This window comes from Sphingopyxis sp. GW247-27LB, assembly GCF_002277025.1.
Lineage (GTDB): Bacteria > Pseudomonadota > Alphaproteobacteria > Sphingomonadales > Sphingomonadaceae > Sphingopyxis.
The window spans coordinates 23,065-43,290 of sequence record NZ_NIWD01000016.1 but is presented as its reverse complement, the minus strand read 5'-3'; the positions used below and the strand labels follow the sequence as shown (position 1 = coordinate 43,290).

General features: G+C 66.9%; 17 protein-coding genes and 1 tRNA gene. 11 read left to right on the top strand and 7 right to left on the bottom strand.

The window, feature by feature from the left end:
* Positions 1 to 183 precede the first annotated feature (183 nt).
* Together CD928_RS21390 and CD928_RS21385 are read left to right on the top strand one after the other, a co-directional pair.
* The gene (locus CD928_RS21390) at positions 184 to 789 is read left to right on the top strand and encodes a Yip1 family protein (RefSeq protein ID WP_095389131.1); all 606 of its coding nucleotides are present in this window, start codon (positions 184 to 186) and stop codon (positions 787 to 789) included.
* 136 nt (positions 790 to 925) lie between these two features.
* A complete protein-coding gene (locus tag CD928_RS21385; protein WP_095389130.1) occupies positions 926 to 1,486 on the top strand; it encodes a peroxiredoxin in 561 nt (186 codons plus the stop codon).
* A 4-nt stretch (positions 1,487 to 1,490) separates the two neighbouring features.
* On the opposite strand, the gene CD928_RS21380 is transcribed toward CD928_RS21385, so the two are convergent.
* Positions 1,491 to 1,580, bottom strand: a tRNA-Ser gene (locus tag CD928_RS21380).
* Positions 1,581 to 1,684: 104 nt separating this feature from the next.
* Between CD928_RS21380 and CD928_RS21375 the strand changes: the two genes are divergently transcribed.
* From CD928_RS21375 to CD928_RS21355, 5 genes are all read left to right on the top strand, one after another.
* Entirely contained in the window at positions 1,685 to 2,863 is a 1,179-nt protein-coding gene (locus CD928_RS21375; RefSeq protein ID WP_095389129.1) for a CaiB/BaiF CoA-transferase family protein, read from the top strand.
* Between the two features lie 72 nt (positions 2,864 to 2,935).
* A complete protein-coding gene (yghU, locus tag CD928_RS21370; protein WP_095389128.1) occupies positions 2,936 to 3,817 on the top strand; it encodes a glutathione-dependent disulfide-bond oxidoreductase in 882 nt (293 codons plus the stop codon).
* Positions 3,818 to 4,021: 204 nt separating this feature from the next.
* Complete coding sequence (locus tag CD928_RS21365) at positions 4,022 to 4,462, top strand: TadE/TadG family type IV pilus assembly protein (protein WP_095389127.1); 441 nt, start codon at positions 4,022 to 4,024, stop codon at positions 4,460 to 4,462.
* Positions 4,463 to 4,467: 5 nt separating this feature from the next.
* Positions 4,468 to 6,096, top strand: coding sequence for a pilus assembly protein TadG-related protein (locus CD928_RS21360; protein ID WP_095389126.1), 1,629 nt, complete (start codon positions 4,468 to 4,470; stop codon positions 6,094 to 6,096).
* 83 nt (positions 6,097 to 6,179) lie between these two features.
* Positions 6,180 to 7,061: a PAS domain-containing protein gene (locus tag CD928_RS21355; protein ID WP_095389125.1), complete on the top strand. Its 882-nt coding sequence runs from the start codon at positions 6,180 to 6,182 to the stop codon at positions 7,059 to 7,061.
* On the opposite strand, the gene CD928_RS21350 is transcribed toward CD928_RS21355, so the two are convergent.
* Positions 7,058 to 8,134 (bottom strand): MBL fold metallo-hydrolase, encoded by a 1,077-nt coding sequence (locus tag CD928_RS21350; RefSeq protein WP_095389124.1) that lies wholly within the window; start codon positions 8,132 to 8,134, stop codon positions 7,058 to 7,060. The genes CD928_RS21355 and CD928_RS21350 overlap by 4 nt on opposite strands.
* A 178-nt stretch (positions 8,135 to 8,312) precedes the next feature.
* On the opposite strand from CD928_RS21350, the gene CD928_RS21345 reads away from it, so the two are divergent.
* Complete coding sequence (locus tag CD928_RS21345) at positions 8,313 to 9,506, top strand: acyl-CoA dehydrogenase family protein (RefSeq protein ID WP_095389123.1); 1,194 nt, start codon at positions 8,313 to 8,315, stop codon at positions 9,504 to 9,506.
* A gap of 106 nt (positions 9,507 to 9,612) precedes the next feature.
* Positions 9,613 to 10,752: an acyl-CoA dehydrogenase family protein gene (locus CD928_RS21340; RefSeq protein WP_095389122.1), complete on the top strand. Its 1,140-nt coding sequence runs from the start codon at positions 9,613 to 9,615 to the stop codon at positions 10,750 to 10,752.
* Between the two features lie 33 nt (positions 10,753 to 10,785).
* Here CD928_RS21340 and CD928_RS21335 read toward each other — a convergent pair whose 3' ends face one another.
* From CD928_RS21335 to CD928_RS21320, 4 genes are all read right to left on the bottom strand, one after another.
* A complete protein-coding gene (locus CD928_RS21335) occupies positions 10,786 to 13,212 on the bottom strand; it encodes a TonB-dependent receptor (protein ID WP_095389121.1) in 2,427 nt (808 codons plus the stop codon).
* Between the two features lies 1 nt (position 13,213).
* Complete coding sequence (locus CD928_RS21330) at positions 13,214 to 14,152, bottom strand: FecR family protein (protein ID WP_095389120.1); 939 nt, start codon at positions 14,150 to 14,152, stop codon at positions 13,214 to 13,216.
* A complete protein-coding gene (locus tag CD928_RS21325; RefSeq protein WP_369679317.1) occupies positions 14,142 to 14,771 on the bottom strand; it encodes an RNA polymerase sigma factor in 630 nt (209 codons plus the stop codon). The genes CD928_RS21330 and CD928_RS21325 overlap by 11 nt, the downstream gene beginning before the upstream one ends.
* 164 nt (positions 14,772 to 14,935) lie before the next feature.
* Positions 14,936 to 18,142 carry an autotransporter domain-containing protein gene (locus CD928_RS21320; protein WP_095389118.1) on the bottom strand — a complete coding sequence of 1,069 codons (3,207 nt, stop codon included), beginning with the start codon at positions 18,140 to 18,142 and terminating at the stop codon, positions 14,936 to 14,938.
* A 145-nt stretch (positions 18,143 to 18,287) separates the two neighbouring features.
* On the opposite strand from CD928_RS21320, the gene CD928_RS21315 reads away from it, so the two are divergent.
* Together CD928_RS21315 and CD928_RS21310 are read left to right on the top strand one after the other, a co-directional pair.
* The gene (locus tag CD928_RS21315; protein ID WP_095389117.1) at positions 18,288 to 18,968 is read left to right on the top strand and encodes a hypothetical protein; all 681 of its coding nucleotides are present in this window, start codon (positions 18,288 to 18,290) and stop codon (positions 18,966 to 18,968) included.
* A gap of 43 nt (positions 18,969 to 19,011) precedes the next feature.
* Positions 19,012 to 19,437 (top strand): GFA family protein, encoded by a 426-nt coding sequence (locus CD928_RS21310; protein ID WP_095389116.1) that lies wholly within the window; start codon positions 19,012 to 19,014, stop codon positions 19,435 to 19,437.
* A gap of 193 nt (positions 19,438 to 19,630) precedes the next feature.
* Here the strand turns inward: CD928_RS21310 and CD928_RS21305 are convergent, their stop codons facing one another.
* Complete coding sequence (locus CD928_RS21305; RefSeq protein ID WP_095389115.1) at positions 19,631 to 20,191, bottom strand: CinA family protein; 561 nt, start codon at positions 20,189 to 20,191, stop codon at positions 19,631 to 19,633.
* Positions 20,192 to 20,226 lie beyond the last annotated feature (35 nt).

The window sequence follows — 20,226 nt, the reverse complement described above, 5'->3', positions numbered from 1 at the left end:
AATTTATGCCCGTTTGCGGATGATTCAAGGCGTTATCGCCCTGTCTCGCACCGCGATTCCCGACCTTTGTTGTGATCTGCGCCATAGAATCGCGGCCCATTCCGCGTTAGTTTCCCCATACGACATCCGCCGAGGTCAAAGGGCGCGGATCGTCCGTTTTTCGCAACAAGGGAAAGGCGCAACATGACCGATATACTGCAGCGCGCGAAGGATATGATCGTCAAGCCGAAGGAAACCTGGGCGGTGATCGACGGCGAAACGGCAACCGTCCAGACGCTCTATATCCCCTATGTGCTGGCACTGGCGGCGATCGGCCCGCTCGCCCATCTGATCGGTGGCCAGGTCTTCGGCTATCATTTTCTCGCGATCACGGTTCACCCGCCGCTGGGCGCCGCCATCGCGTCCGCGCTGCTCTCCTATGTGCTCACGCTGATCGGCGTCTATGTCGTCGCGTTGGTGATCGACGCGCTGGCGCCGACGTTCGGCGGGCAGAAGAACCCGATCCAGGCGCTGAAAGTCGCGGTCTATTCGGCCACCGCAGGCTGGGTCGCGGGAATATTCGCGGTGGTTCCGGCGCTGAAGATATTGGGGCTGCTCGGGCTTTATAGCCTCTATCTCCTCTATCTCGGCTTGCCGCGCCTGATGAAGGCGCCCGAGGACAAGGCGGTCGCCTATACGGTGGTCGTCGTGGTCGTGGCGGCGATTCTCTATCTCATCATCGCCGCGATCGTCGGCGCGTTGGCGATGCAGCAAAGCTCCGCCCTGGCCGGCAGCGTCAGTCTGCGCTGACACGCGCGGCTGGTAAAAGCGCCGTAATTTTTTTATCATTCCGGCCCTCGATCGCAACCTTGCGGCGCGTGACGACGAATAGGGAGGAGGGACGTCCAGACGGCGTCCTTCCCCCCGTTCGAGTTGGGGGACCCCTATGAAAATCCAGAAGAAGATCGCGATGTCGTTGGGCCTCGGCCTGCTGCTGGCGACTATCCCGGCGCAGGGCATTGCGGCGCTCCAGCAGGGCGCGAAGGCACCCGACTTCACGCTGAACGCCGCGCAGGGCGGCAAGCCCTTCAGCCTGTCCTTGAAGCAGACGCTGAGGAACGGGCCGGTCGTGCTCTATTTCTTCCCCGCCGCCTTCACGCCGGGCTGCACGGTGGAGGCCCATCTTTTCGCCGAGGCGAACAGCCGATTCAACCAACTCGGCGCGCGCGTCGTCGGCGTCACCGCGGGCAATATCGATCGCGTCGCGGAATTTTCCAAGTCGGAATGCCGCAGCAAATTCGCGGTCGCAGCCGATCCGGGCGCCAAAGTCGCGGCGAAATACGACACCACGATGCCGGGTCCGGGGCAGACGACGCTCTCCGACCGAACGTCGTTCGTGATCGCGCCGGACGGGACCATCCTGCTCAGCTACACCGATCGCAATCCGCGCGCCCATATCGAAAAGACCATGGCGGCGGTTCGTGCGTGGAACGCCAGGCGCGGTTAAAAAATGGAGGAGAGTGAGGGATTCGAACCCTCGGTACCGTTGCCGGCACTTCGCATTTCGAGTGCGACGCTTTCGACCACTCAGCCAACTCTCCTCGCTGAGGCAGACGCCCCTAGCGGCGGTCCGCCGATCATGCAAGCCTCTCTTGGCAAATTTGCCGCCTGATTCGCGGGCGCGCCGAGAAGAAGAGGGGGCGACGTGCCGCTGACCGGACTGAAAGTGCTCGATTTCGGGCGTTATATCGCGGGCCCCTATTGCGCGGCGCTGCTCGCTGACTATGGCGCCGACGTGATCCGGATCGAGGCACCGGGCGGCAACGACGACCGCTACACCGTCCCCGTTGCCGCCGACGGGTCGGGCGCGATGTTCCTCCAGATGAACCGGAACAAGCGCTGCCTGACACTGAGGCCGGGCACCCCCGAAGGCCGCGAGATCGTGCGCCGCCTGGTCGCCACCGCCGACGTCGTCGTCGCCAACCTGCCGCACGATGCGCTGGTCAAGCTCGGCCTCGACTATGACAGCCTGTCCGCGATCAATCCGCGCATCATTCTGGCCGCGGCCTCAGCCTTCGGAAGGGAAGGGCCGCTCGCGGAACGCGTAGGCTTCGATGCGGTGGGGCAGGTGATGTCGGGCGCGGTTCATCTGACCGGTACGCCTGACCAACCCTTTCGCGCACAGGTCAATTATGTCGATTTCGGCACCGCGCTGCATTGCGCCTTCGGGGTGATGCTCGCGCTCCGCGAACGCGAGGCGACGGGGAAGGGGCAGTGCGTGTCGGGGTCGCTGTTCGCGACCGCGCTCGCCATGTCGAACGCGCTGACGATCGACCATGCGTTGAACGGCATCGAGCGCCAGCCGATCGGCAATCGCAGCTACAGTTCGGGGCCGACCGACCTGTTCCGCACCCGCGACGGCTGGATCGTCACCCAGATCGTCGGCGCTTCGATCTTTCGCCGCTGGGCCGAGCTGGTCGGGCGGCTCGACCTGATCGACGACCCGCGCTTCGCGAGCGACATATTGCGCGGCGACAATGGCGAAGAGCTGAGCGCGATCATGCAGGCCTGGTGCATCGAGCGGACCAGCGATGCGGCGATCACCCAACTCGCCGCCGCGCGCGTCCCGGCGGCGCCGGTGGTCAAGCCCGCCGGCGCCTTGTCGCATCCGCAGGTCGCCGCGATGGGGCTCGTCGAACCCGCGGCCTATCCCGGCACCCCCGCCCCCGCACCGGTCATCCGCGCGCCGGTGCAGCTTTCGGCGAGCGCCAAGGTGCCGCCCACGCGCGCGCCGCAGGTCGGGGAACATAGCGACGCGATCCTTGCGGAGTTGGGATATGACGCCGAAACGATTTCGGCTTTACGCGCGGCAGGGATTATTTGAGCCCCGACGGGTGGACGGCGTCGCGGCGGATGCTTAAATACCGATCAGTATGAAATTACGGGAGCTGCCGCGATGACCGACCAGAGCGAATATGTGCCGCCGAAAATCTGGACCTGGGACAAGGAAAGCGGAGGGCGCTTCGCCAATATCAACCGTCCCGTCGCCGGCCCCACCCACGACAAGGACCTTCCCATCGGCCTGCACCCGCTCCAGCTCTATTCGCTCGGCACGCCCAATGGCGTGAAGGTCACGGTGATGCTCGAGGAACTGCTCGCGGCGGGGCATGGCGGCGCCGAATATGACGCCTGGCTGATCAATATTGGCGAGGGCGACCAGTTTTCGAGCGGTTTCGTTGGCGCCAACCCGAACAGCAAGATCCCCGCGCTCGTCGATCGCAGCGGCGCCGAGCCGATTCGCGTGTTCGAATCGGGCGCGATCCTGATCTACCTTGCAGAGAAGTTCGGCGCCTTCCTGCCGACCGATTCCGCGAAGCGCGCAGAGACGCTGTCGTGGCTGATGTGGCAGATGGGCAGCACGCCCTTTCTCGGCGGCGGCTTCGGTCACTTCTATGCCTATGCGCCGACGAAGCAGGAATATCCGATCAATCGCTATGCAATGGAGGTGAAGCGCCAGATGGACGTGCTCGACCGCCGACTGGCCGAGAGCGAATATCTGGGCGGCGCCGACTATAGCATTGCCGACATGGCGGTGTGGCCGTGGTACGGCGCGCTCGCCAAGGGTCTGGTCTATGATGCGGGCGAATTTCTGCAGGTACAGGATTACAAGCATGTCCAGCGCTGGACCGACCAGATCGCCGCGCGGCCCGCGGTCAAGCGCGGGCGAATGGTCAACCGCGTGACCGGCGACCCCGCGAGCCAGCTCCACGAGCGGCACGATGCCTCGGACTTCGACCTGCGCACCCAGGACAAGATCGCGCCCGAGCCGGCGGAATAGCCGGCGAGCGGACTGATCGACCGTCATTCCGGCCTGTGCCGGAATCACGAAATTCGCGGAGAGTGAATGGCCATCGTTCCGTAACCAAGGCGCAACCCGGGTGGATTTCAGGGCTCCGCCTCGTTTCGACTCTTCGTAAAATACGCAAAACGGCGCGCTCGTCGCTGCGACCTGTCTTTTAGCCGAAGCCGTCATGCTGGCGGCATGACCTATCCGACCATCATAGCTTCGCCGCTGGCCATCGGCCGCCTCGCCCGCAACGCCCGCGGGGCGGCGATGGTGGAGATGGCGCTCGTCCTGCCGATCTTCCTCGCGCTGCTGATGGGCATCCTCGTCTACGGCCAATATTTCATGCTCGCGCACAGCGTCCAGCAGGCGGCGAATGACGGCGCGCGCGCCGCGATCACCGGACTCGACGCCGCCGACCGGCTTGCGGTCGCGACGCGCGCGGTCGACCGCAGTCTCGCCGGGGTGCGCGGAGTGTCGCCCGCGACCCGCTCCGTCGCCGTGTCAGAAACCGCCGAAGCGGTGACCGTCGCGGTGACCTTCACCGTGCCCGAGGGCGCCTTCATCCGGTCTTCGTTCGTGCCGTCGCCGGGCAATGTGATCCGCGCCGACGCAACCTTCGAACTGCCTGCGGAGTGACCAGCATGCCGCTTTCTTCCTTTCGCTCGCTCGCCGCCGACACTCGCGCCGGCATCAGCATCGCCAGCGCCTTCAGCCTGACCGCACTGATCGGGTCGGCGGCGCTCGCGGTCGATGTTGGTGCGCTCTACCTCGACCGCCGAGAACTCCAAGGCATAGCCGATGCCGCGGCGCTCGCCGCCGCTGCGGCCGATCCCGACCAAAAACGCGCGGCCGCCGAGCGGATCATCACGGCGAATTGCGACTGCGGCATCCGCATCGATGCGTTCACCGAGGGCAGTTACACCGCCGACGCCACGATCGCCGCCGAGCAACGTTTCGCCGCGGGCGGCGCGTCGCCCAACGCGGTGCGGATCACGCTGGCGCGCAGCCATCCGCTCAGTTTCGCGCGTCTCTTCGCCGGCAGCGATGCACGCGACGTCCATGCGACCGCGACCGGGGCGCGGCGCGGCTATGCCGCCTTTTCGCTCGGCTCGCGCGTCGCGGCGGTGCACGGCGGGGTACCCAACGCCTTGCTGTCGGCGCTGACCGGGAGCCAGCTCAACCTTTCGCTGATGGACTATCAGGCGCTTGCCAGCGCCGACGTCGACCTGCTCGCCTTTTCGGAAGCGCTTCGCACCCAGATCGGCGCCGACGCGCTGACCTTCGGCCAGACCCTCGACAGCTGGGTCACCATGCCGCAAATCCTCTCGGCACTGGCGAGCGCGAGCGACGGACAGGCGGCCGCGGCCGTCGGACAGATCGCCGAAAGCGCCGTGCCGACCAGTCTTATCCCCTCGCGCGCGATCGACCTCGGCCCACGCGCGTCGAGCATTCGCGCCGATGCCGCCAATCCGGTGAAGGTCAATCTGCTCAGCCTGATGCGCGCGATGCTGCTGCTCGGCAACGCCAACCGTCAGCTCGATCTGTCGCTTGCCAGCGATCTGCCGGGTGGATCGGGGATCGACGTCGCGCTGATTGTCGGTGAGCCGCCCGCGAACTCGCCGCTGATCGCGGTCACCGACGATCAGGTGGTGATCGTCCGCACCGCGCAGGTCCGGCTCAAGATCGGCACGCGCATCGCGACGCCCCTCGCAAGCGTCAATCTGCCGATTGTCGCCGAACTCGGGTCGGCCTCGGCGCGGATCACCGACATCGATTGCAGCAAGGGCGCGAGCGATGCGGTTGCGCTCTCGGTCACCACCTCGCCCGCGATGGTCGCGATCGGGTCGGTCGGCGCCGCCGATTTCCAGAATATGCAGCGCCCGCTCGAGCCGCGCCCCGCGCGTCTCGTTGGCCTGCCGCTGATCAGTATCGACGGCGGGGCAAAGCTCGATGCCTCCGATCTTTCCGAGCAGCCGCTCTCCTTCTCGCGCGACGATATTGCGGCCGGGACGGTAAAGACCGTCGAAAGCGGCGGCCTGGTTGCGGGCGCCGCCCAATCGCTCGGCAATCAGCTCGAACTAAAGGTCAATGTCCTCGGGCTCGGGCTCAACGCCAAGGCGCTGTCGACGCTGGTCGACACGACGGTGGGCGCTGCCGCGCCGGTGCTCGACGGCGTGCTCGAAAGCCTGACCGACGTGCTCGGCGTCCACCTCGGCGAGGCCGATGCACGCGTCAACGCGCTGCGCTGCGGCCACGCGCGGCTCGTTTGATCGATCCGCCCCGGCGCGGGAATGGACTGGTTTTCTGGCCGTAAGTGCGCCGACGCAGCCCATAAGGGACGCTGGAGGTGGGCATGGCATCGAAACATGATCCCCGGCGCGTCCCGGCGGCCGAATTCATCCGCGATTTCGCGAACTGGCGCATGCAGGCGGCGCGCGAGCCCGTCGTCGTGACCCACCACGGCAAGGACGCGCATGTGCTGATCTCGCTCGACGACTACCGCAAGCTCGATGGAAAGGAAGCCGCGACCGTAGATGTTCTGCGGGATTCGCAATCGGCCTTGCTCGACGCGGTCCGCGATGCCGTGCTGGTCGTCGACCGGCAGCGCCGCATCGTCGCGGTCAATCCCGCCGCGTCCGACATGCTCGAATGCGCCGCCCCGGCACTGATCGGCAACACGCTGACCAGCGCGCTTCCGGGCCTTGAGAGCAACCTGCTCTTCCCGCATGTCGCGCGGATGATCGACCATCGCCAGCGTTTCGCGGGCGAGGTGCCGGGGCTGCTGCGCCCGCGCCAATGGCTGCGCGCGGATCTCGTTCCGTTGCCGGTCGGCGGCGCGCTGATCCTGCGCGACGTCAGCGAGGGGATCGGCGACCTTGCCGAGCGCGATGCGCTGCGCGCGCTCGCGACCGCGATCGATGCCGACGGTGGCGTCGGTCATGCCCGCATCTCGGTTCGCGAGGCGATCGAGGCGGCCAGCCCCGCGCTCGCCGCGATGGTCGGCGTCGACGAGGCCGCGATGCGGCGGGTGCGCTTTTCGGCCTTGCTCGCACTCGGCGAGCGTCATGCCTTCGCCGAAGCGCTCGAAGACCTGTTCCGCACGGGCGCGCCCGCACGTATCGCATCCGAGCTCGTCACCCGCGAGGGTGCGGTGCTCCCCGTCATCCTGTCGATCGCCGAACGCCGGGGCGCTTATGCCAGCGACGGTGCGCTGATTCTCGTCACGCGACGCTAAAACCAGCTCCCGCGCTCGATTTCCCGGCTTCCTGCGGGCAAGGAGAAATATTGCCCATCCTCGCCGACGACGATCGGTCCATCGAAATGGCTCTCCGCCCCGTCGAGGAACGCCGCATAAAAGGCGCGCGAGGGCAGGGGCGGGACGATATGGCTCAGCACCAGCATCTTCACCCCTGCACGCCGCGCACTGTCAGCGGCCTGTGCGGGGCTGGCGTGATAATCGAGGATGTCGTGCATGATCTGCCCCGTCATCGGGCGCCCCGCCGCTTTCAACCGGTCGGAAAGCTCTTGCACCATCTCGGGCTGCAGCGCCTCGTGGATCAGCAGGTCGGCACCCTTCGCCGCGGTTTCGAGCGAGGCCGAAGGCGCGGTGTCGCCGCTGATCACCACCGACCGCCCCTTATAGTCGAAGCGATAGCCCACCGCGGGCTGCACCGGACGATGATCGACCGGGAAGGCGGTGACCTTGAGCCCATCGGCTTCATAGACGACCGTCGCCGCCGCCGGCATCGCGAAGGGCATGGCGGTCGCACCCGCCGCCGCCGGCGGAGTGACGACCGCGCCGTGATGCGCGGTGCGGTAACGGTTGTCGGCGGCATAGGCCGCGTTGAAGCCCCCGATCACCGCCTCGACGCCGTCGGGGCCGTAGACGGGAAGGGGCGCCGTGTTGCCGCTCGCGGTCCAGCGGAGCAGCATCATCGGGCCCAGCCCGTCGATATGGTCCGAATGATAGTGGGTCAGGAACAGCGCGCGGATCTTGCCGTTGGGCAGCCCCATCATGGAAATGTTGCGCGCCCCGCCTTCGCCCGCATCGACGACGAACATCGCCTTGCCTGCGATCACGACGGTGCATGCTCCCGCGCGATCGCGGCTCGGCAGCGGCGATCCTGTACCGCAGAGCGCGACATGCAGCCCGTCGGGCAGGTCGGCAAGCCGATCGCGCGCGGCAGCTTGCGCCGCTCCGCGCTCGAACAGCCAGAGGCCGATCGGCCGCTGGAACAACAGCACCACCGCCGCGACAACTGCCGCGAACAGCACGATGAACAGCGCGATGCGCCTGCCTTTGGTCATTGATCACCCCCCACCCGTTTCCGGCATCATGGGGAAGGGAAGGGCGCTGGACAAGCCGCGATGTTCGGCGCAATCTTTTCGCCATGTTGACACGCCGGAAGGTTGCGGGTCGCAACTTACCGTTTACGTAAACGTGAGTGCTTATTATAAGAGCCCATTGCCCAAGGGAGAATCGTCAATGGACATGGAGTTCAGCCCCGAAGACCTCGCCTTCCAGCAGGAAGTGCGCAGCTTCATCGCCGAAAACTACCCCGCCGAACTGCGCGGCAAGCAGGACGAGGGCGACGAGCTCACCAAGGAGGATTTCCTCTCCTGGCACCGCATCCTCCACAAGAAGGGCTGGGTCGCCCCCGCGTGGCCGGTCGAATATGGCGGCACCGGCTGGACCCCGACGCAGCGCTTCATCTTTTCCGAGGAAACCGCGCGCGCCGACTGCATCCGGCTGATGCCCTTCGGCCTATCGATGGTCGGCCCGGTGATCTACACCTTCGGTACGCCCGAGCAGAAGGCGCATTTCCTGCCGCGCATCCTGTCGGGCGAGGACTGGTGGTGCCAGGGCTATTCGGAGCCGGGTTCGGGTTCCGACCTCGCCTCGCTCCGCACCGCGGCGGTGCGCGACGGCGACGACTATATCGTCAACGGGCAAAAGACCTGGACGACGATGGCGCAGCACGCCGACTGGGGCTTTTTCCTCGTCCGCACCGACAAGGAAGCGAAGCAGCAGGAAGGCATCAGCTTCCTCCTGATCGACATGAAATCGCCCGGCATCACCGTGCGCCCGATCATCACGCTGGGCGGCGAGCATGAGGTGAACGAGGTCTTCCTTGAGGATGTCCGCGTGCCGCAGTCGCAGCGCGTCTATGAAGAGAACAAGGGCTGGACCTGCGCCAAGTTCCTGCTCGCGCACGAACGTACCGGCATCGCGGGCGTCGCGGCGTCGAAGCGCGGGGTCGAACGCGTCAAGGCGATCGCAAGGACCGAGCTCGACGGCGACCAGCCGCTGCTCGCCAACGCTTTCTTCAAGCGCAAGGTCGCCGAGCTCGAGATCGACCTGACAGCGCTCGAATTTACCGAATTGCGGGGCCTCGCGGGCCCCAACGCGGGCAAGGGGCCAGGGCCCGAGTCGAGCCTGCTCAAGATCAAGGGCAGTGAAATCCAGCAGCGACTGACCGAGCTGACGCTGGAGGCGGTCGGCCACTACGGCGCGCCCTATTTCAGAGGGTTTGGAGAGGGCGACAACGAGCATCCGATCGGGCCCGACTATGCCCATCGCGCCGCGCCGACCTATTTCAACATGCGCAAGACGACGATCTACGGCGGGTCGAACGAGATCCAGCGCAACATCATCGCGAAGATGGTTTTGGGACTCTGATGAGAGCGTCGCCCCCGCGAAGGCGGGGGACGCAATCGGCCTTGCCCATCACCGCAATATAGAACGACAGCGGCCCCCGCCTTCGCGGGGGCGACGGGGAAAAGAAATGGATTTCACCTACACCGAAACGCAGGACATGATCCGCGACACGCTGGCGCGCTTCCTGAGCGACACCTACGGCTTCGAGACGCGCCAGAAGTTCATCGACAGCGAGGTCGGGCGCGACCCCGCGATCTGGACCGCGCTGGCGCAGGACCTCGGCATGCTCGGCGCCTCCTTCGCCGAGGAGCATGGCGGGCTCGGCGGCGGCGCGCTCGAAAATGCGATCATCATGGAGGAACTGGGCAAGGTCATCGCGATCGAGCCCTATCTGCCGACCGTCGTAATCGCAGGCGGCGCGCTCAAGGCCGTCAGCGGCGCGCAGGCCGACGCGATGATCCCGGAGATCATCGCGGGCAATGCGATTGTCGCCTTCGCCTATGCCGAACCGCAGGGCCGCTACGACCTCGCCAACCTCAAGACCACCGCGAAGAAGGACGGCGCGGGCTGGGTACTCAATGGCCACAAGGGCGTCGTCTATGCCGCGCCCTGGGCGACGCACCTGCTCGTCACCGCGCGCACCGGTGGCAATCAGCGCGACAGGGATGGCGTGTCGCTGTTCCTGATCGACGCGAAGCTGCCCGGCATCGTTCGCCGCGACTATCCGACCGTCGATGGCAACCGCGCCTCGGAAATCTATTTCGAAAATGTCGCGATCCCCGGCGACGCGCTGCTCGGCGGCGAAGGAACGGGCTTGTCGCTTATCGAACAGATCGTCGACGAAGCCACGGTCGCGGTCTGCGCCGAGGCGACCGGCGTGATGCAGAAGCTCCACGAAGGCACGCTCGAATATACGCAGCAGCGCAAGCAGTTCGGGGTGCCGATCGCCAAGTTCCAGGTCCTCCAGCACCGCATGGTCGACATGTTCATGGAGGTCGAGCAGGCGCGCTCGATGACGATCATGGGCACGCTGAAGCTCGACCTGCCCGAGACGGAACGCATGGCGGCGGTGTCGGCGGCGAAAAACAAGGTCGCCCGCGGCGCGAAATTCGTCGGCCAGAACGCGATCCAGACCCACGGCGGCATCGGCATCACGCAGGAACTGGCCATCGGTCATTATTTCAAGCGCGCGACGCTGATCGAAGGCCTGTTCGGCAGCGCCGACTATCATATGGACCGCTACGAGCGGCTGGCGCTGGCCGACTGACGAAAAGCCCCTCCTCTTCGGAGGAGGGGCCCTTCAATAGGCCACGTCGACCGCGATCCGCAGCGTCCGGGGGCGCAGCGGGGTCAGATAGCCCGCGCTCCCCTCGACGAAGGGCGTGCCGAGCGCGAAGCGGTTGCCGCGGGCGTCGAACAGGTTCGTCAGCGTCAGCGACAAGCCGCGCCGCTCGTTTCCGATGCGCGCCGCGAGCCCCGTGTCGACATAATCGCCCTGGCCTTCGCCGAGGATCGGCCCGATCCCGAGCCGCGACGGCCCGACATAATGGGCCCAGCCGTTGACGCGGAAATCCTCGTCGCCGATCGGGATCGCATAATTCACCGCGCCGCGAACGGCGTAGCGCGCAATGTTGGGGATTTGCCCAAGCCGCGCCAGCAGCGCGGAAAACTGGGGCGCCTGACCATCGGCGGCAAATCGCGTCGCGATCGTCCGCAATTCGCCCGCGAACAGTTCATCGACCCGGCTGTGGTTGTAGACCGCGCCGACCTCCAGCGACAGCGACGGCAAAGGCTGCACCGCGAAGGCGCCCGAAATGCTCGTGATGCGCCCATCGCCGATATTGGCCGTGCTGGGGAAGCCGTTCGAATCGATGAAATCGGCCTGGATGTCGCGCCAACGGCTGTAGGATATTGAAATATGGGCGTCGAAGGGGCTCTGGCCCTTCTCGCCGAAGCGCACGCCGCCTTCCCATGTGCGGACCTGGTCGTTGCGGAATCGCCGCACGAAGCTGCTATCGATCGCAAGCCCGCCGGGACGGAAACCCTCCTGATAGCGGGCGTAAAGCGTGACATTGCGCACAGGCTTCGCGAGCACCGAGAAGGAGGGAAGAAGGTCGGTCTCGGTTCGGTGCGCGGTGATCGCCCGTTCGGCCATCGCGATCGCGAAAGGCACATCCTCGCCGCTGCCGCCGAGCCGCGCGTGCGAAACCCGGAGGCCGCCGGCGACGAGCAGCTTCGGCATCAGTTCGACCGTCGCCTCGCCATAACCGGTGAATTCGGTGATGCGGTTGGTCACCCCCGTCAGCGGTGCCTGGAAAGAGAGTTCGCCATATTCGCGCTGCTGGCGCGTCCTGTTGTCGACGAAGCTCGCGCCGACCACCCAGCCCAACCCCTCGTGGAAGGGCCGCGAGAGCCGCGTCTCGCTGACGAACATGCGCGTCCGGTTCGACTGGTCGAGCACGCGCGGCTCGCCATCGGCGCCGCTTGCGTCGAACCGCTCGAACAGGCGATGACTGATGAAGGCGTTCGACGACTGGAAGTGCAGGTCGCCCCAATCCTTCGCGACAACCAGCGTCGCCATGCCGTAGCGCGCGCGGGCGTTCTGCTCGACCAGCGAATAGCGGGTCAGCGGCGGCGCATCCTTGTCGGCGTATTGCGCGTCTTTCGAGGTCGTGGCCTGATAGACGCCGCCGAGATCGACGGTCCAGTCATCGCCCACGTCGAGGCGGAAGGTGCCGCGACCGCCGCGGACCTCGACGCGATTGACGTCGTCCTGGCCGCGCAGCGGATTGTCGATATAACCGCCGTCGGTCAGCATATAGCCGACGAGGCGCAGCGCATGGCGGTCGCCGACCGGCACATTGGCGATGGCGCCGAGGTCGCCGCCCGGGTCGCCGTGCTGGGTCACCGAGGCGCCGGCGATCGCCTGCAATTCCATCCGATCGGGGGTCGGCGCCTTCGGCACGACCCGGATGATGCCGCCGAGCGACCCCGCGCCATAGAGCGTGCCCTGCGGGCCTTCGAGAATCTCGACGCTGTCGACGTCGTAGAGGCGGAGATCGGGGTCGGGCGCGTTGTAGCTCAGGCGGATGTCGCCCAGATATTGGCCGACCGTCGACTGGGTCGGGCCGGTGAAGCTCGAATCGGCAATGCCGCGGATGAACAGCTTGTTGCGCCCCGATCCCAGATGGGTCGAGGAGACGGTCGCCATGCGCGCGAGGATCGATTCCATCCCGCGCTCGCCGCCGAACGCCAAATCGCCGCCATCGAGAACGGTGGCGACGCCCGCAAAATGCGAATGGGGAAGATCGGTCTTCGACGCGGTGACGATAATCTCGTCCCCAGGCGGCGCGACGCCATCAGGGGCCGGGCCCGGGCGCGTCGCGTGGCGCGGCGGCGAGGTGGCGCGGCGGGCCACGCGCGGCGAGGGCGGGCGCCGCTCGATGCGCCAGCTCGTTTCGCTCACGCGCACCGCGCGCGCATCGGAGCCCGCGAGCATGCGGCGGATCGCATCCTCGACGCTCATCCGCCCGCGCACGGCCTTGACGCGGCCGTTCCACAGGTCGGCGTCGGCGACGCTGATGCTGACCCCCGCCTGGCGGCTCAGCACCGGCAAGGCGGTCGACAAATTACCCGCCGGAACGTCGAACCGATGCTGCTCCGCCGCCTGCGCCTGGACGGAGACGCACAGCGCGGTGGCCGCGATCAGGGGAAAGCGGCCCGTCATCTCAGCGCGTCAACACCCAGCCGTCGCCCCGCCGTTCGGCGCGTGTGCCCGACAGGGCGGCGAGGTCGGCGACGGTGCGGCCGCGGTCCTCGGCGATGATCAGCGCGCCGCGGAAGGACAGATCGCTCGCCTCGGGCGCGATGCGGATCTCCATTCCTGCAGTGCGCCGCAGATCGTCGGCGACGTCGGTCAGCGGGGTTCCGTTGTAGACGAGCAGGCCGGTGCGCCAGCCGCCGACGTTGGCGACCTCGACATCATGAACCTTGGGCGCCTCCTGGCCATCGTCGGTAGCGTCGAGTCCCTGTCCGGCGACGACGCGGACATTCTCGCGCCGCGGATTATAGGCGACGACGCCTTCGGACACCGCCACCGACGTTCCCGCGTTCCGCCGGACGACGTTGAAAGCGGTGCCGAGGTCGACGATCTCGGCCTTGCCCGCTTCGACGACGAAGGGGTCGCCGTCGCGGTGGACGACATGGAACATCGCCTCGCCGCGTTCGAGCCGGGCGAAGCGTGGGCGATCGTCGTCGAGCGTCACCAGCGACGCGCCATTGATCTCGATCTTCGATCCGTCGGCGAGCGTGATGGTGCGGTGCTCGCCCGCCGCGGTCTCGATGCGGTTCGCATCGCCGAGCAGATTGAAGCTCGAAACGCTCACCACCGCGACGAGCGCGGCAGCGACCGCCCCGCCGAACCAGGCGCGGCGCGACGGACGGCGGCGCACCGGCGTTTCTTCCCACACGACCTGCGGCTTCGCGGCCGGGGGCAGCGCATCGAGGTCGGCGTCGAGGCTGGCGATCGCGTCATAGGCGTCGGCGTGGCCGGGATCCTCGGCCAGCCAGTCCGCGAAGGCGTCCCACTCGGCAAAGCCGGGGTCGCGCTGGCGGATCATCCAGTCGATGGCCCGCGCTTCGATGTCAGGGTGCAGGTCAGGGCGCATCGAACTGCCTCCTCACTGCGGCGAGCGCGGCATAGACCTTGCGCAGATCGGCCTCGACGGTGCTCAGGCTGATACCCATTTCGGCGGCGATTTCGCGCTGTTGCGCGCCGTCGACGCGAAACCGGCGAAAGATGCGCGCGGGGCGTTCGCCGGTCGCGGCGATCGCTTGTTCGACGAGTGCGAGCTGCTCGCGAGAGATCAGGGTGCTTTCGGCCGAGGGTTTCTGGACGGCGGCGCTTTCGCCCCACGCCTTGTCGCGCAGATCGCTCTGGCGCGCCGAGCGATAGCGGTCGAGCATGAGATTGTTCGCAGCGCGCATCGCATAGGCCAGCGGATCGGCGACCGGCCCCATGCGGCGCTCGGTCAGGCGCATCCAAAGGTCCTGAAACAGATCCTCCGCCGCATCGCCCGCGCCGCGCACCACCAGGAAACGCACGATGCGTTCACGGTTGGCGAGCAATACGCCTTCGATGCCTTGCGCGGCGTCGGTTCGATCGGTCGCCTGGGTCATGCTTCGCTTGGTTAGGAACGCCGTTCGTTGTGAGCCGGTACCCGCACCCCTGGCCCGGTACGTCCCCCTGATGGCGCCCTCATATAGCGGCTCGGCGAGCGCGCGCAACCGCGGCGCGGGAATGAAGGGGTGGGGGGAGGCTGCCAGAGCGAGCATCGGTCGATCTATCCAAAAGGGCCCTAGGCAAGGGGGAAGCAGGGTGAGGAGGGCTTCCCCCTTGCGGGCGGGACCGACCCGGGGGGCTTTGGGTCGATCCGCAGTTCGTGCCGGCCTTACAGGCCGACCTTGAGGCTGGCGCGGAACGACCAGCCGAAGTGGCTTTGCTGTTCCTCCGCGGAGACTTCGCCGCCAACCTGGAAAGCCGAGTTGCCGGCGATCGCGCGCAGGCGCCCGACCCAGCCGCTCGTGCGTTCCTCGGGAATCAGGGTGAAGGCGTCGCCGTCCTTGAACGAGGCGACCGTCGCGCCCAGCGAGCCGCCGACGAGCTGGCGCCGGCCGGCTTCGACCTCGAAGCGCGTCCAGCCGTCATATTCGTCGTTGCCGCCGAAATCGAGACCGACCGCGACCGTCCCGGTCACCGCCAGCTCGTCGCTGCTGCGGCCGAGCACATTGAGGTCGAGTGCGTCGCCGCCACCGGTTTCGGTGTAGCCGTCCTCCTTCAGCTTGTAATAATCGACCGCGACCATCGGGCGGAACGACAGGTTGCCGCTCGTCCGCGCGTCATAGGCCAGCGAGCCCGACGCCGAATAGAGCGTGCCGTCCCATTTCCCGCGCATCGTCTTGTCGATGTCATCGGCACCGGCTTCGGCGCGGAAGTTGCGGGTGCCCTTCATCTTGATTGGCGCGCCCGACACGCGGGCATTGGCCATGAAGCCGTCCGACCGCAGGCGCCAGTGCAGCGCGCCCTCGAACTGGCTCGTGCTCACCTCATTGTCGTTGCTGCCGTTGCCGTCCTTGCCGCTGAGGAAGGCGACCGAGCCGCCGAAATTGCCGAGGTCGGTCTTGATCTCGGCGCCGAGCGAGATGCCCCAGCCGGTGACGTCGTAGCTCGCGGTGTCGCCGATGCCCTTCGAGGTACCCCACACGGCCTGGTTCACCCAATAACCCCATTTGCCCTCGTCCTGGAACGGTGCGTTGGGATCCTGGAGGTAGCGCGCCAGCGCGCGTGAGCCGGTGGTGACGGTTTCGAACACGCCGCCCTCATGCTCGGGCAGCATCTGCTGGAGCTGGCCGCGGAACTGCTCGCCGTCGGCGATGCGCAGGAACACGCCCTCGATATCCTCGTCGGCGCCCAGCGCCTCGAACGCCGCGTCGAACGCGCTCGCTTCGGAGCGGTTGAGCCCGAGTTCGCTGACGCTCTTGCGCGACACGTCGACGACCAGCGTGTTCCCGCTCGCCGTCAGCTCGCCCTTGTAGAGGAAGGGGAGGAGCGTCGTTTCGGCGGTCAGATTGTCGGCGCCCGTCAGCGAGCCCGCCGACAGCACGACATGCTCGCCCTCGGCGCCGTCGATGCTGGTGAGCTGGAGCGCGAGCTTCGAATCCTCGTCGAAGCTCGCATTGCCGGTCACCGTCAGCGCGGTGCCGCCGTCGCCGCCGTCGAGCGTCACGCCCAGCACGCCCTCGCCGGCGACCGAAAGCGAGGAAATCGTCGCCGCACCCTGGACGTCGAAGACGCCGCCGTCGACGCTCACGCCAAGCCCCGCCGAATTGGCGAGCGTGCCCGAAAAGACCGATGCACCGCCGATGCTCAGCGTATCGCTGCCGCCGCCGAAATCGGCGAGCCCGGTGAAGCGCGACGAACCCTCCATCGCGATGCTGTCGTTGCCGCCGCCGAAGGTCGCGTTGCCGGTATAGGCGGCGTCGCCCGATAGTTTCAGCTGGTTGTTGCCGGCGCCGAAGCTCGTGTTGCCCTTCACTGTGCCGTCCGCGATATCGAAGACGTCGCTGCCGCCGCCGAAGCGAACGTCGCCGACGATGCTCGGCGCGGTCTTGCCTTCGCCGACCGCGATCTGCTTCACCGTCGCGCCGCCCGCATTGGCGACGAGGTCGATCGCGATATTGTCGGCGGCGTCCTTGCCGCCGGTGGCGCTGATCGCACCGCTGTTCTCGACCAGATCGACATTGCCCGACAGGTCGACGATCGCGCGCGCGGTGGCGTCTTCGCCGCCAACCTTGGCGCTGACCGTGCCGCTGTTGCGGATCAGGCCAACGTTGCTGCCGGTCTCGACCAGAATCGCGGTTGCGACCGAGTCAGCCGCCTTGCCGCCGGTGGTCGCGTCGACCTTGCCCGAAACGCGGATTTCGGGAACCGTCGCGCCCGCGCCGATTCGCATCGCGGTGGCCGAGGCATCCTTCGAAATCGCGTTCACCGCGCCGCCGACGCTGACGCCGCCCGAAATATCGACCGCGCCGCCAAGGCCGCCGATCTGGAGGCCCGTCGAATCGACGCCGGTGTAGACGCCGCTGCCGACGACCCCGCCATTGATGATCAGACCGAAATTGGTGCCGGTCCCGGCGACCGCGCCGATCGTGATGTCGCGGCTCGCCGAGCCAACCTGCATCGCCGGAGCCGACCCGAAGGAGCGCACGGCAGCCGAGCCTTCCTTGGCGTCCTCGATGCCGTCGTCATCCTCGTCCTTGTCGGTTTCGCTCGAGTCCTTGGGCGGGACCGACAGGATGATGCCGCCGGTCACGTCGCCCTCGATCGACAGCGCCGGGCCGCCCTGCAGCAGGTCGTCGGCGTCGAGCTTCGACGGGTCGGCGGGCGCGGTGGTGTAGCGATAGCCGCTCGCGGTCAGTTCGCCCTGCACCTCGAGCGCGCCGGTGATGTCGCCGGTGAGCTGCGCCGCCATCGCGTTCTCGCCGATCGCGGCAATCTTGCCGGCGAGGCGCACGTTGCCGGTGACGTCCTGCAACCCGACGCCAAGCGCATTGTCGCCGAGCACCGAGATGGTGCCGTCATTGGTGAATTTGCCGGTCAGCGGACCGCCAAGGCGGATACCCGCCGAATCATTGCCCTCGATCGTGATCTCGCCCGAATTGACGATGTTACCGGTGAAGGCGCCACCGGTCGCGATGCCGGTGCGATTGCTGCCGACCGCGAAGGGACCGTCGATGTCGCCGTCATTGTCGATGTCGGTCGGGGCATAGGGTTCGTTGATGATGATCTTGCCGGTCGCGGCGTTGGTGATCGATCCCGTCACGCCGGCGTTGGCGAAGATGCCCGTCGCGCCATTGACGTTGCCGATCTCGATCGTGCCTTCGTTGACGACCTTGTTGTTGCTGTCGATCGTGACCGCGGTCCCGCCGGTCGGCTTGATCGAGCCGTCCTTGGTGATCTTGATGTCGTCGGGCGCGCCCGACTTGATAGTCGAGGTCTTGACCGGCGTCGTCGTGGCGGTGGAGATCGTGGTCTCGGCGTGGGCGGGCATGGCGGCCATCGCGGCCAGGCAGGTCGACGCCAGCAAAGTCTTGCGCATGAAATTCCTCTTGTGATCGGTTCGGGACGTCCTCCCGGGGACAATCGCAAGACGGAGCCCGCGCCGCCGGGCCTTGAAACTATTTTGTCGGCGCGATGAAGGCGTCGTTCAGCGCATCGTCAGGCGCAGCGGCTAGGCTGGCGGCATGACGAACAGATTCCGCATCCGCGCCCGTCCTCTGGCCCTCGCGCTGCTCGCCGGCGCGCTCTCCGTTCCCGCCTGGGGTCAAATGGCGCAGGGCTCAGCGCAGGATTGGGAAATCGGCCCGATCATCCGCGGAAAGAATTATTCGGTCGGCATGCCGCTGCGTCCGGCGCAGGGAAGGGGACAGGGCTGGTCGTTCGATTTCCCCCGCGAGTCGGACGGGCGCGGGCGCGGCGGGCATGTCCATTATGTTACCTTCGATCCGGGCAGTCTCGCCGGCAAGACGAAGATCAGCGTCCGCTACCGCGTCGATGCCGCTCCCGGGGTTCGCTTCGTCCCCTTGCAATTTCCCGACCGCACCGCCGCCATCACCCTCTATTTCCAGCGCCGCGGCGACAATTGGACCGCGAAGGGCCGCTATCAATATTATCGCTGGTTCGCGCCGCCCGCGACCATGCAGACGATCGCGCCCGGCGTGCACGAGTTGACGGTGCGGCTCGACGATCCAAGCTGGGGTTCGGTGATGAGCCGAACCGCCGGCATGAACCCGCGCGAGTTTCGCGAGGCGCTGGGACAGTCCTCCCGCGTCGGGCTGGTGTTCGGATCGGTCGGCGGGCGCGGTCACGGCGTCTACGCGACGGGTCGCGCGCGCTTCACGCTGCTGAGTTTCCGCATCTCCTGAGCGCCCTATGTTCGCCCGCTGAGCGGTGATATGGGTCGTGGCGATGGAACGCCACGCCTCCTGCCATTGCGGCCAGCTCGTCCTCCGCTGCGCGGGCGAGCCGTCGAAGGTCTCGATGTGCCATTGCCTCGACTGCCAACGGCGAACCGGGTCGCTATTCAGCGTCGCCGCCTTCTTTCCGCGCGAACGCGTCGAGCGGACGGCGGGCTCGGTCAAGCGCTTCGTCCGGCCATCGGCGAGCGGCTTCGACGTCGCCTTCCACTTCTGCCCCGAATGCGGATCGTCGCTCTGGTGGGAGCCCGAGCGCATGCCCCATCTGATCGGCGTCGCGGCGGGCGCCTTCGCCGATCCCGGTTTCCCGATGCCCGAACAGACGGTGTGGTGCGAAGACCGGCACCCGTGGCTGGAGCTTCCACCCGCGATCGCCGCGCACGCCAGAAATCCGGTGAAAACCGCGACGAGCGAATGACGGCGGCCGACCGGTTGCGGCCATACCTTCTCCCCTCCCTTCTAGGGAGGGGCTGGGGGTGGGTAGCCGCCGAAGGCGGCGTTCTTTTGCGGGCTCGCTCCGCTCGCGCACCCACCCCTAACCCCTCCCTAAAAGGGAGGGGAATGGCTCAAATCCACCCCCAAGCCGACAAAGCGCTGTTCTTGCGCTGCCCTCAAGCCGGAAGCTCGATGTCCTCGGACGGCCGCAGCGAATCCTTTTCGGGCTGAAGCAGGTCGAGTGCGAAAAGCGTCGCTGCGTGGCGGATAGCGGCGCGATCGGTCGACTGGAACTGGACGCGCTGGGTGAAATAATCGTCGGGATCCTGCCCGCGCAGCGCGCGCGCGAAGACGACCTGGCCGACCGGCTTCTTTTCCGATCCGCCGCCGGGGCCCGCGATTCCGGTGATCGCGACCGCGACGTCGGCATCGCTTTTGGCGAGCGCGCCCGCGGCCATCGCCCACGCGGTCGCGAGCGACACTTCGCCGAAGGTTTCGAGGATCTCGCCGCTGACCTCGAGCTGGGTTTTCTTGGCGTCGGCCGAATAGGTGATGAAGCCCGCTGAAAACACGTCGCTGCTCCCGGCGATGTCGGTCAGCGCGGCGCAAACCATGCCGCCGGTGCAGCTTTCGGCCACCGCCACGCGCCGCCCCGCCACGCGGTTGTTGGCGAGGACCTGCGTTGCGAGATCGTCGCGCGACGCTTGACGTGATGCTTCGGTCGTTGCTTCAGTCATGGGGAAAGCCTTTGCAAAGCACATGTTTCTCCTGG

Bases quoted from the DNA above. Each gene is read 5' to 3' on its own strand.
- CD928_RS21390 (WP_095389131.1), top strand. From the start codon at position 184: ATGACCGATATACTGCAGCGCGCGAAGGATATGATCGTCAAGCCGAAG.
- CD928_RS21385 (WP_095389130.1), top strand. From the start codon at position 926: ATGAAAATCCAGAAGAAGATCGCGATGTCGTTGGGCCTCGGCCTGCTG.
- yghU (WP_095389128.1), top strand. From the start codon at position 2,936: ATGACCGACCAGAGCGAATATGTGCCGCCGAAAATCTGGACCTGGGAC.
- CD928_RS21365 (WP_095389127.1), top strand. From the start codon at position 4,022: ATGACCTATCCGACCATCATAGCTTCGCCGCTGGCCATCGGCCGCCTC.
- CD928_RS21360 (WP_095389126.1), top strand. From the start codon at position 4,468: ATGCCGCTTTCTTCCTTTCGCTCGCTCGCCGCCGACACTCGCGCCGGC.
- CD928_RS21355 (WP_095389125.1), top strand. From the start codon at position 6,180: ATGGCATCGAAACATGATCCCCGGCGCGTCCCGGCGGCCGAATTCATC.
- CD928_RS21350 (WP_095389124.1), bottom strand. From the start codon at position 8,134: ATGACCAAAGGCAGGCGCATCGCGCTGTTCATCGTGCTGTTCGCGGCA.
- CD928_RS21345 (WP_095389123.1), top strand. From the start codon at position 8,313: ATGGACATGGAGTTCAGCCCCGAAGACCTCGCCTTCCAGCAGGAAGTG.
- CD928_RS21340 (WP_095389122.1), top strand. From the start codon at position 9,613: ATGGATTTCACCTACACCGAAACGCAGGACATGATCCGCGACACGCTG.
- CD928_RS21335 (WP_095389121.1), bottom strand. From the start codon at position 13,212: ATGACGGGCCGCTTTCCCCTGATCGCGGCCACCGCGCTGTGCGTCTCC.
- CD928_RS21330 (WP_095389120.1), bottom strand. From the start codon at position 14,152: ATGCGCCCTGACCTGCACCCTGACATCGAAGCGCGGGCCATCGACTGG.
- CD928_RS21320 (WP_095389118.1), bottom strand. From the start codon at position 18,142: ATGCGCAAGACTTTGCTGGCGTCGACCTGCCTGGCCGCGATGGCCGCC.
- CD928_RS21315 (WP_095389117.1), top strand. From the start codon at position 18,288: ATGACGAACAGATTCCGCATCCGCGCCCGTCCTCTGGCCCTCGCGCTG.
- CD928_RS21310 (WP_095389116.1), top strand. From the start codon at position 19,012: ATGGAACGCCACGCCTCCTGCCATTGCGGCCAGCTCGTCCTCCGCTGC.
- CD928_RS21305 (WP_095389115.1), bottom strand. From the start codon at position 20,191: ATGACTGAAGCAACGACCGAAGCATCACGTCAAGCGTCGCGCGACGAT.